At 44.6% G+C, this 10194-nt stretch carries 10 protein-coding genes and 2 riboswitches; of the genes, 3 read left to right on the top strand and 7 right to left on the bottom strand.

Annotation, left to right across the window (positions count from 1 at the left end; all coding sequences use genetic code 11):
* Positions 1-16 precede the first annotated feature (16 nt).
* The 6 genes from argH to ddlA form a co-directional block, all read right to left on the bottom strand.
* Positions 17-1432 (bottom strand): argininosuccinate lyase, encoded by a 1416-nt coding sequence (argH, locus tag GZ22_RS01495; RefSeq protein WP_038558027.1) that lies wholly within the window; start codon positions 1430-1432, stop codon positions 17-19.
* Positions 1429-2688: an argininosuccinate synthase gene (locus GZ22_RS01490; protein ID WP_038558025.1), complete on the bottom strand. Its 1260-nt coding sequence runs from the start codon at positions 2686-2688 to the stop codon at positions 1429-1431. Before GZ22_RS01490 ends, argH begins: the two co-directional genes overlap by 4 nt.
* Positions 2689-2874: 186 nt before the next feature.
* Entirely contained in the window at positions 2875-3606 is a 732-nt protein-coding gene (queE, locus tag GZ22_RS01485) for a 7-carboxy-7-deazaguanine synthase QueE (protein WP_038558022.1), read from the bottom strand.
* A complete protein-coding gene (gene queD, locus GZ22_RS01480) occupies positions 3596-4033 on the bottom strand; it encodes a 6-carboxytetrahydropterin synthase QueD (RefSeq protein ID WP_038558020.1) in 438 nt (145 codons plus the stop codon). Before queD ends, queE begins: the two co-directional genes overlap by 11 nt.
* Positions 4030-4689, bottom strand: coding sequence for a 7-cyano-7-deazaguanine synthase QueC (gene queC, locus GZ22_RS01475; protein ID WP_038558018.1), 660 nt, complete (start codon positions 4687-4689; stop codon positions 4030-4032). Before queC ends, queD begins: the two co-directional genes overlap by 4 nt.
* A gap of 104 nt (positions 4690-4793) precedes the next feature.
* Positions 4794-4838, bottom strand: a riboswitch (PreQ1 riboswitch).
* A 390-nt stretch (positions 4839-5228) separates the two neighbouring features.
* Positions 5229-6335: a D-alanine--D-alanine ligase gene (gene ddlA / locus GZ22_RS01470; protein ID WP_038558016.1), complete on the bottom strand. Its 1107-nt coding sequence runs from the start codon at positions 6333-6335 to the stop codon at positions 5229-5231.
* 144 nt (positions 6336-6479) lie between these two features.
* Here ddlA and GZ22_RS01465 point away from each other — a divergent pair, with 144 nt between their 5' ends.
* Genes GZ22_RS01465 through GZ22_RS01455 form a run of 3 tightly spaced genes read left to right on the top strand, consistent with a single transcriptional unit; the run spans position 6480 to position 8764 of the window.
* A complete protein-coding gene (locus GZ22_RS01465) occupies positions 6480-6935 on the top strand; it encodes a DUF4385 domain-containing protein (RefSeq protein ID WP_425427793.1) in 456 nt (151 codons plus the stop codon).
* Between the two features lie 58 nt (positions 6936-6993).
* A complete protein-coding gene (locus GZ22_RS01460) occupies positions 6994-7620 on the top strand; it encodes a metal-dependent hydrolase (protein ID WP_038558013.1) in 627 nt (208 codons plus the stop codon).
* A 13-nt stretch (positions 7621-7633) separates the two neighbouring features.
* Complete coding sequence (locus GZ22_RS01455; RefSeq protein WP_038558010.1) at positions 7634-8764, top strand: MBL fold metallo-hydrolase; 1131 nt, start codon at positions 7634-7636, stop codon at positions 8762-8764.
* Between the two features lie 39 nt (positions 8765-8803).
* On the opposite strand, the gene GZ22_RS01450 is transcribed toward GZ22_RS01455, so the two are convergent.
* Positions 8804-9982: a pyridoxal phosphate-dependent aminotransferase gene (locus GZ22_RS01450; protein ID WP_038558008.1), complete on the bottom strand. Its 1179-nt coding sequence runs from the start codon at positions 9980-9982 to the stop codon at positions 8804-8806.
* A 106-nt stretch (positions 9983-10088) separates the two neighbouring features.
* Positions 10089-10191, top strand: a riboswitch (SAM riboswitch).
* The last annotated feature ends 3 nt before the right edge of the window (positions 10192-10194 follow it).

Here is a 10194-nt window from a genome sequence, read left to right as displayed (position 1 = left end):
AAAGGTGAGCAGCTGCTCACCCCTCCAGTTTAGCAGCCTGCTCTTCTGTCCACTGTCTATTCGTTTCCAGCAAGGCTTCTATATCATTTACTTGCTCTTGAACCCGTACCTTAGCTGTACCTCCAGGAATATTCCTGGCTGCAACGACTGTCTCCGGTGCAAGTGCTTCGTAGATATCTTCTTCTATCAGATTAGAAAACTGCTGCAGCTCTTCAAGTCCAAGATCCAGCAAATATTTCCCCTGCTCGATACTATACAGCACTGTCTGCCCAACAACAGCATGTGATTCCCGAAACGCCATCCCTTTTGCTACGAGATAATCCGCTAAATCGGTTGCATTCGAAAAATCATTCCGAACAGCTTGATACATATTATCCTGCTTCACATGCATCGTCTCAATCATCGGAGCAAAAAGACCAAGTGCGCCCTTCAATGTTTCTACCGTATCGAACATGCCTTCTTTGTCTTCCTGCATATCCTTATTATAAGCAAGAGGCAATCCTTTCAGAGTTGTCAGCATCCCCATCAAATGTCCGAAGACACGGCCGGATTTACCGCGGACAAGCTCCGCTACATCAGGGTTCTTCTTCTGCGGCATCATGCTGCTGCCTGTAGAAAATGCATCATCCAATTCTATGAAGTTGAACTCTGCGCTAGACCACTGAACCAACTCCTCCGAAAGCCGTGAAAGATGCATACTGATCAGACTCGCAGCTGACAAGAACTCCACCACGAAATCACGATCACTTACACTGTCCAGACTGTTTTCAGTGATAGCATCAAAATGCAGCTGCTCTGCCACAAAATGCCGATCAATCGGGAATGTTGTACCAGCCAAGGCACCTGCTCCAAGCGGCATCTTGTTTACACGCTTCCAGCTATCCTGAAGCCGCTCCACATCACGCTGCAGCATATATGCATATGCCATAAGATGATGGCCGAACAGCACCGGCTGCGCCCGTTGCAAATGTGTATAACCTGGAAGAATTGTATCCAAATGCTGCTTCGCCTGTTCAGTCAGCGCTGTCTGAACAGCACCAAGCAGCCCGATAATTTCTACAATTGCTTCCCGCAAGTACAGACGCATATCCAATGCTACCTGGTCATTACGGCTTCTGCCTGTATGCAGCTTTCCTCCTACAGGACCGATTTGTTCAATCAATAATCGTTCGACATTCATGTGAATATCTTCATCTGCCTGCGAGAGCGTTGCTTCTCCTGCCAGGATTTTGTTCAGTACATCCTTTAATCCATCAGCAATTGTTTCAGCATCTTCTTGTTCGATGATGCCGCATTTGCCGAGCATTGCTACATGTGCCAGGCTGCCTTGAATATCGTATTTAGCCAGTTTCTGATCAAAGCCGATGGAGGAAGTGTATGCGTCTACTAATTCATTGGTCGGCTTCGTGAATCTTCCTCCCCAGAGCTTCATTGTTTTACAGCTTCTTTTTTGTCAATTTTAAGCAGCGATGGTGCCTCCGTTTGTACTGTCTGCTTACGAGCAACCTCTGCCTGAACCTTCGTTGGCAGACCCCAAAGCTGAATGAAACCGAGTGCTGCATCATGATCGAATTTATCTTCTGGTTTGTAGGTTGCAAGATCAAAGCTGTATAGAGATTCCGCAGATTCTCTGCCGACAACAAGTGCATGTCCTTTGTACAGCTTCACTTTGACATTACCGGAAACTGTCTGCTGCGTTTCCTCAATGAATGCTTGCAGCGCTTTTGTAAGCGGTGAATACCATAGACCATCATAAATTGTCTGTGCAAGTTTTTGCTCGACAATCGGTTTGAATTGAGAAATTTCACGTGTCATCGTCAAAGCTTCCAATTCCTGATGCGCCGCAATAAGCGTTACTGCTGCCGGGCATTCATAGATTTCACGAGATTTGATTCCTACTAATCTATTTTCCACATGATCGATACGTCCGACACCATGCTTACCTGCAACTTCGTTCAACTTTAGGATAAGTGCATCCAATGGATAAGCTTCCCCATCAATTGCGACTGGCTTTCCTTTTTCAAATGTGATTGTCACGATCTGCGCTTCATCCGGTGCATTTTCCGGATCAACTGTCAGCCCAAAAGCATCGCTTGGCGGCTGCTCCCATGGATCCTCTAAAATACCGCACTCATTGGAACGTCCCCATAGATTCTGATCGACACTGTATGGGCTCTCTTTCCCAACAGGAACTGGAATACCATGCTTCTCCGCATATTCAATCTCTTCATCACGGCTCATTGCCCATTCACGAACAGGAGCAACAATCTTCAAATCTGGATCCAATGCCGTGAAGCTCACATCAAAACGTACTTGGTCATTTCCTTTACCAGTACAGCCATGTGCTACGGCTACAGCACCTTCTTCTTTCGCAATGTCTACTAGCACTTTTGCAATTAAAGGACGGCTAAGTGCAGAAACTAACGGATATTTTCCTTCATAAAGTAAGTTTGCTTTCAAAGCTGGAAGCACATATTCCTCTGCATATGCAGCTTTTGCATCCACTGTATAAGATTTAATAGCACCAACTTGAAGTGCTTTCTCCTGAACGAAATCTAAATCCTTGCCTTCACCAACATCCAAACCAACTGCAATAACATCATAATTATATTTATCCTGTAACCATTTGATTGCTACAGAAGTATCTAAACCACCAGAGTATGCGAGTACGATTTTATCTTTTGCCATTATGAATCTCCCTCTCCGTGCTGAATGCTCGATTTATTTATGTGAATTATTATGCATTATTACTAATATAAATTCAAGCATTTTTTATTAATTTAACGACTTGGTATCCTATTAATCTTGTGAATAAAAGGTGCCTGCCCACTTTTGGGCACAAAAAAAGACGAGTTTAATAACTCGTCTTTCTGTTTATACACCGCGTTTATTTCCCCATACAAGCGTATGAAGCTGCGGCAGGACACGCACATGATTCAGTTCATTGGAGGCAGATACCTGGTCAATCAGCCATTCATACTTGGAAAGTAATGCATCCTTCAATGCCGCATCATCCAAAGTAGCTGTATCATGATTACCGACTTGTACATAAAAACTCACATCTGGATAACGTTTATGAACATTCGTTGCATAACGCAAGTCTTCTTCGTCAAATATAACAACCTTCAAACTCACATGCATAAGACGTCCTGCTTCTCTAAGATTGTTAATTATCTCATCAAGACGATGAAAATCGGTCTTCATCAATGAGCTTGGCGGCTTAGGCGATATAGTAAGATCATCGATTTCAAGGAACCACGGCTGATACCGACTTCCTTGAGTCTCCAAAGCAACTTTTACTTCTTTCTTTTTCAGAAGCTCTGTGAACTCCCCTAGATTCTTAAGTAGTGCAGGGTTCCCGCCAGAGATAGTTACATGACGGAAACGATCTCCGCCTACTTCCTCCAATTGGTCCCATATCTGTTCAGCCGTCAGCTGTCGAATGTCATCCTTCGCTGATCCATCCCATGTAAAGGCAGAATCACACCAGCTGCAGCTATAGTCGCAGCCTGCTGTACGGACGAACATCGTCTTCTGTCCGACAACCATTCCTTCTCCCTGCACGGTTGGACCGAATACTTCTAAAACTGGAAATTTACTTGCCATTTTTTGTTCCTCGCTTTGGTCGGTATACGCAATAGCTGGTCGGCGTCTCACGCAAGAAGACTTGCAGACACTTCGGCTGATGAGGCAGCTGATCCAGCTCTTGTTGAATCAATTCATAAATTTTACGCGCCATCACTTCTGTTGTCGGGAAATCGTCTTTTCCAAATACATCTGTATGGTCATTTAATAAGGTGTGGTCAAATTTCTTATGAATCAATGCTTTGATTGTGGAGAAATTGAATAAAAATCCACTGTCATCCAATTCATCGCCAGCAATCGTAACATTGGCAAAATACGTATGGCCGTGCACTTGCTGGCATTTTCCGGCATCCGGATGCTGGATGCTGTGTGCTGCAGCGAAATGCAGATCCTTATTCAATTCGTAGCTATAGTCATGCTGCACTTGCGGATAAATTTGCTGGATCATACCCCGGCCGCCTTTTTCGCTTCATATTGATCAAGTCCATTTTGGCGCAGCTTACAAGCTGGGCACTCTCCGCATCCTTCGGCAACGATGCCGTTGTAGCAAGTAAGTGTTTTTTCTTTTACATAATCAAGCTGGCCTAGCTGATCTGCCATTTCCCATGTTTCTGCTTTATCCAGCCACATAAGCGGGGTATGGATGACGAAATCTTTATCCATTGATAGATTGAGAGATACATTCAATGATTTCACGAAGATGTCTCGGCAGTCTGGGTAGCCGCTGAAGTCTGTTTCACAAACACCTGTCACAAGATGCTTCGCGCCTACTTGATGTGCCAAAATCGCTGCAAAGGATAGAAATACTAGATTACGTCCTGGTACGAATGTGGACGGCAGTTCCCCTTCTTGCTGTTCGATTTCGATATCGTCTCTTGTTAATGCGTTTGGTGCAAGCTGATTTAATAAAGACATGTCCAATACGTGATGTCTGATGCCTTGTTCTTTCGCAATTTGTTCAGCTACCTCGATTTCCAAACTGTGGCGCTGATTATAATTGAACGTCACAGCTTCCACTTCTTCAAACTGCTCCATTGCCCAAAACAAACAAGTTGTACTATCTTGACCGCCGCTGAATACGACGATGGCTTTATCCTTCTTCATTACGTTTCTCCTTTTTTCCAGACACTCCAATAAAAAAGCCTCTTCCAATAGGAAGAGGCTGCCAATTATCCATAAAAAATAAAAAAGACTATACCCAAGGATATAGTTCCTTAGTTTTTTATAGAGGGTTGTGCTAGAACCTCTCCCAGGATGGCCTGGATTTTTTATTCTATTCTGCAGTTCATTGTATCACAGTTAGGTACAATTGCATATGGAAAGACGAGTAAATAAAATGCCAAAACCAAGGAATCAGTATCTGAATGCCGCTTCGGAAATACACTCCGCTTTCCTGCGGGCGGCTGGTGAGCCTCCCGCGGGAGTCTCCGCGTATTTCCTACGCTGAATAGCAGACTTTCTTTTTGTGAGCAATTCTAAATAAGCAGGTTTCTTCTGTATTCATCCTAAGATTCTTTATACAATCTCCTACTCTCATAAGCCCCCAGAATGTAAATTCATTCCTAAACAAAAAGAAATCCGGACTTGAAGAGTATACCTCCTAGTCCAGATTTCTTTTTTAAAAACTTCTATTCAGGAACCAATTACTGCTGCTGAAAAGCTGCGTTGCTTAGTTCGTTATCTCGTTGATGACGTTCGATAGCAAGCTGGATCAGACGGTCAATGAGGTCTGGGTAAGAAATACCAGTGATGTCCCAAAGTTTTGGATACATACTGATTTTCGTGAAACCTGGCAGCGTGTTTACTTCATTTACGACGAATTCCCCGTCTCCTGTTAAGAAGAAGTCGACACGCGCAAGTCCTTCGACATCAAGTGTCTGGAATACTTCTACCGCAAGCTTTCTTGCTTGTTCTGTAACAGACTCTGAAAGTTGAGCCGGGATAGCGAGTTCTGCTCCTGATTCGTCGATATACTTGGATTCATAAGAATAAAATTCTGTTTTTGGCAAGATTTCTCCAGGTAAGGAAGCGATCGGTTCTTCATTTCCAAGTACCGCTACTTCGATTTCGCGTCCGACGATTGCTTCCTCGACTAGAACTTTCGTATCGTAGCGGAAAGCTTCTTCCAAGCCCTTGTAGAACTCTTCTTCGGTTTTCGCTTTGCTCACGCCGACAGAGGAGCCTTGGTTCGCAGGCTTGATGAAGACTGTAGAGCCTAGTACTTCTGCTACCTCTTCATAACGGATAGATCCAAGCTGGCGTTTTTTGAATGTGAAGCCATTTGCTACTCTTATACCAGATTCCTTTAGCAGACGCTTCGCAATGTCCTTATCCATGCATACAGCTGAGCTTAGTACATTCGGGCCTACATACGGTAAATTAGCGATGCGCAGCATTCCTTGCATGCTACCATCCTCGCCGAGTGTACCGTGGAGGATACTGAAAATAACATCCACTTGATCAAGGACAGCGCCTTGACTCGGATTGACGAGCTGTTTCTCTTTCAAACCAGGTACAACAGCGATACCTTGCTCGGAAGGCTTCAGTTCGATATTCTTCGGATCATTTGCGTTCAGCAGATAGTCTGCCTTGTCATTCAGTTGCCATTTCCCTTGTTTATCGATTCCGATTAAGACAACATCATATTTATTTTTATCAATTGCATCGGCAATATTTTTTGCAGATTGTAAGGATACTTCATGTTCCGCCGATTTTCCGCCGAAAACGATTCCTACTTTTGTTTTACCCACCTGTAACCATTCCTTTCTAACGTGAGACCATTACTTTCATTTTATCACAAACGTGTGCGGCTGCCTCCTATGTCCATAATAAAAAATCGCGTTTCACATGGAGCACATTCGGTAACTATATACATTAACAACAGAGACAGGGGGATGGGAATGGGCTATTACGATCATTTTGATGCCTCAACTGATTTTCGCAAACACCCGGATAAATATCGTGTCGGCCGCGGTGAGCAAGGTGTGCTGATGGTGGAGCCTTATAAAAGTGAGATCCTTCCTCATTGGCGATTCAAGACTCCGGATATTGCAGAGGAATCCTGCCAGAAGATTTCAGAGATGTTCGAGGAATATCGCAAGCAGGATGATTTTGTCGGGATGGATATGGCTAGGAAATACATTCAAATGGGTTATACCCGCGCTCGTCGCTATGCTAATTATAAGGGCGGCAAGAAATATAAGGATGCGGACAAGACAGAAAGGTATGACCGGCAGATCGATGATGAAAAAGCAGCATCTGCACAGATCTTCAAAAAAAAGTGGGATGAAATAAGAGAAGATGAAGATTATCTTTCTCGAAAGAAAGCGCATCAGAAACAATACGGATAGCCATCACATAAAGATTCTAGTATGCTTTTAAAGACTAACTTTTGGAGGCACAGCTAGAATGAAAGGAATCACACATCTATTAATTGGAGCTGGCGCAGGTTTCGCCAGTGCCACCGCATTGAATGCTGAAGGCGCTGTGACGGTCACAATGACTTGTACAGCAGCAGTCGCAGCTCTTGTACCAGATTTGGATACAGGAGGTCTCCTCTCTAACCGAATTACATTTTCACATAAAGCCATCCGCAATATTACAATTTTTATCGGATTATTGCTCATCCTATATAGTATGTGGAATTTATTCGGCCAAGATCGTTATATCGGGTTAGCAATCGGGGCAGGAATTATGGTTCTCTCCCGCGTAATCAATAAGAAGTTCATGCTGCTGATTACAGGCATCGCTGTTCTGCTGACCGGGTTGTATGCAGGGCATACTTGGGTGGTCATGAGCGGATGTTATATCGGGATTGCATCTTTCCTAGCTCACCGATCTTACACTCACTCCTTGATCGGGCTGATCTATTTCTACATATTGATGACATTCTTTGAACAAGAGACTGCCCTATTCGGCACACAGCTTGCCGGCACAGCCGGTTATGCAAGCCACCTGCTCGCAGACAGCAGGATATTCCCTGTGAATAAGAAAGGAGTCAAACTGCTCCTTCCTATAATCAAAAAAGATTTCTAAAGGAGACGATTGCATGAATCCATTGCACACAGCAGAACTGGCAGAAAAAATAAAAGCAAAAGATACCGTTCATTTGCTTGATATCCGGCAAGAAGCGGATGTTCAGGAATGGTCAATTGATGTTGATAGCGTTAAAAGATATGATATTCCATTTGCCACTATCAAAGCAGACCCAGATAAGGCTCGTAAAGAACTGCCAGAACATGACCCTGTCTATGTCATGTGCTATCGGGGCAAATCCGCTCAGACAGCCGTCTCCCTCTTACAAGCAGCAGGAATGGATAATATCGTCCATGTCGTTGGCGGCATGCAGGCTTGGGGAGAAACGCTTAGTCCCCGTAAAATCGGCGACCTCACATATGGCGGGAAGATTTATCAATTCATGCGTATTGGGAAAGGCTGCCTTTCCTACATGGTCGTCTCCAATGGCGAAGCAGCAGTAGTAGATCCGGCAAGGTTCACCGAAGTCTATACATCCTTTGCGAAAGAAAACGGATGGACGATCAAACATGTCCTTGATACCCATCTTCATGCGGACCATTTATCCGGCGGACGGAAGCTGGCAGAAGCAACAGGAGCGACTTATTGGTTCCCGGCTGATGATGGAAAAGAAGCGACATTCACCTTCTCTCCATTACACGACGGTAAGACGATTCCATTCGGAAAAACGGAAGAAGGCATGCGCAGTATTGCCTCACCAGGTCATACAGAAGGAAGCATCAGCTTTGTCGTAGATGACACATTCCTGCTGTCTGGAGATACGCTCTTTACCGAATCGATCGGCCGTCCGGATTTAGCTGGTCAAGCAGAGCAATGGGTACAGGATCTTCACAACACTTTATATGAAAAATACCCTTTCTTATCGCTGGATTTGATTGTCCTTCCTTCCCATTTTTCCGAGCTGGCAGAGATCGGAACGGATGGCACAGTCCAAGCACGTATGGAGGATCTATACAGAAATAATCCAAGACTGCAGCTGCAAGATGCTGGCGAATTTGCTTCCTCCGTTTTGGATAGTATACCTGCCCAGCAGCCGAATAGTTACCAGCTGATCCGAGAAACAAATCAAGGAAAAGCCGTCATTGACAGCACAGACGAAGCCGATATCGAATCCGGCCCAAATCGCTGCGCAGTGTCAACCTAACAGACAAAAGAGCCAGTCCCACTCGGGACTGGCTCTTTCTTATGCTTTTGAGAAGATACCAAGCTTTTCGATTCGCATCGCTGCTTCCAATAATCTTTCTTCTGTATCCAACAATCCTGCACGAACGTATCCTTCTCCATATTCTCCAAAACCATTACCCGGTGCGACTGCAACATGTGCCTTTTCGAGCAGCAAATCAGCGAATTCCTCAGATGTGTAACCACGGGGAACTGGCAGCCAAACGAAGAAGGTTCCTTTTGGTTCTGGTACATCCCAGCCGATAGCGCGTAAATGACCGATGAAAGCATCTCTTCTGCTTTCATACGTATGAACCAATTCCTCCACGCATGTCTGATCCGTTGTCAGGGCATAAGCAGCAGCCTCTTGCATACCGCCAAACAAACTTACATAAACATGGTCCTGGATCAGATTGATGCTTTCGATCACAGATGCATTACCAACTGCAAAGGCAATGCGCCAGCCGGCCATATTATACGTTTTGGATAAGGTGTACATTTCAATGCCGACTTCTTTGCTGCCTTCTGATTGCAGGAAGCTCTGTGGTTTTTCTCCGTCAAATCCAAGTGCACCGTAAGCAAAATCATGCAGCACACAGAATTTATGCTCTTTCGCCAGTTCCACTGTTTTATCGAAGAACTTCTGATCTGCTGTTGCAGCAGTCGGATTGTTCGGATAGTTCAAGAACATTAGCTTTGCTTCTTCTAGATCACTATCAGATATAGCATCATAATCAGGCAGGAAGTCATTCTCAGCTGTTAATGGCATGAGCGATGTCCGTGCTTGTGCCAGTTCGATGCCGGACATATAATCGGGATACCCGGGATCCGGAAGCAGTGCTAAGTCACCTGGGTTCAACAGACATTGGCTGATTTCCACCAAACCTGTTTTAGAGCCGAACATGATGGCCACTTCTGTTGTGGGATCTAATTTCACACCGTATTCCCGATCATAAAAATCACAGACTGCCTGTTTGAGAAAATCAAACCCTCTGAAAGGTGAATATTTATGATAAGCCGGATTATCAGAAGCTTCCTTTAGTTTCTCAACGATATGCTGCGGCGTCGGCAGATCAGGGTTCCCCTGTCCTAGCTTGATGATATCGTGCCCCTCTTTTTCAAGTAAACCTACTTTATGTACTAAGCCGGCAAAAAACTGCTCCGGCAATCGCTTTAATGCATCCGAAAACGGAAAATCCATCTTACTCACTCTCCTGTTGTGTCGCACTTCCTATTCTGACTATTACCAATCTTGACAGTGTTGGAAATAGAATGCGATAATGAACAAATCATACATGAATCACACACTCTTATCAAGAGAAGGCGGAGGGAATTGGCCCTATGAAGCCCGGCAACCGGTGCATTTGCACACGGTGCTAATTCCAACAGCGAGATGCTGAGGGATAAGGGGAC

This window comes from Terribacillus saccharophilus, from assembly GCF_000725365.1.
Taxonomy (GTDB): domain Bacteria; phylum Bacillota; class Bacilli; order Bacillales; family Amphibacillaceae; genus Terribacillus; species Terribacillus saccharophilus.
This window is presented reverse-complemented; position numbering and strand designations above follow the sequence as displayed.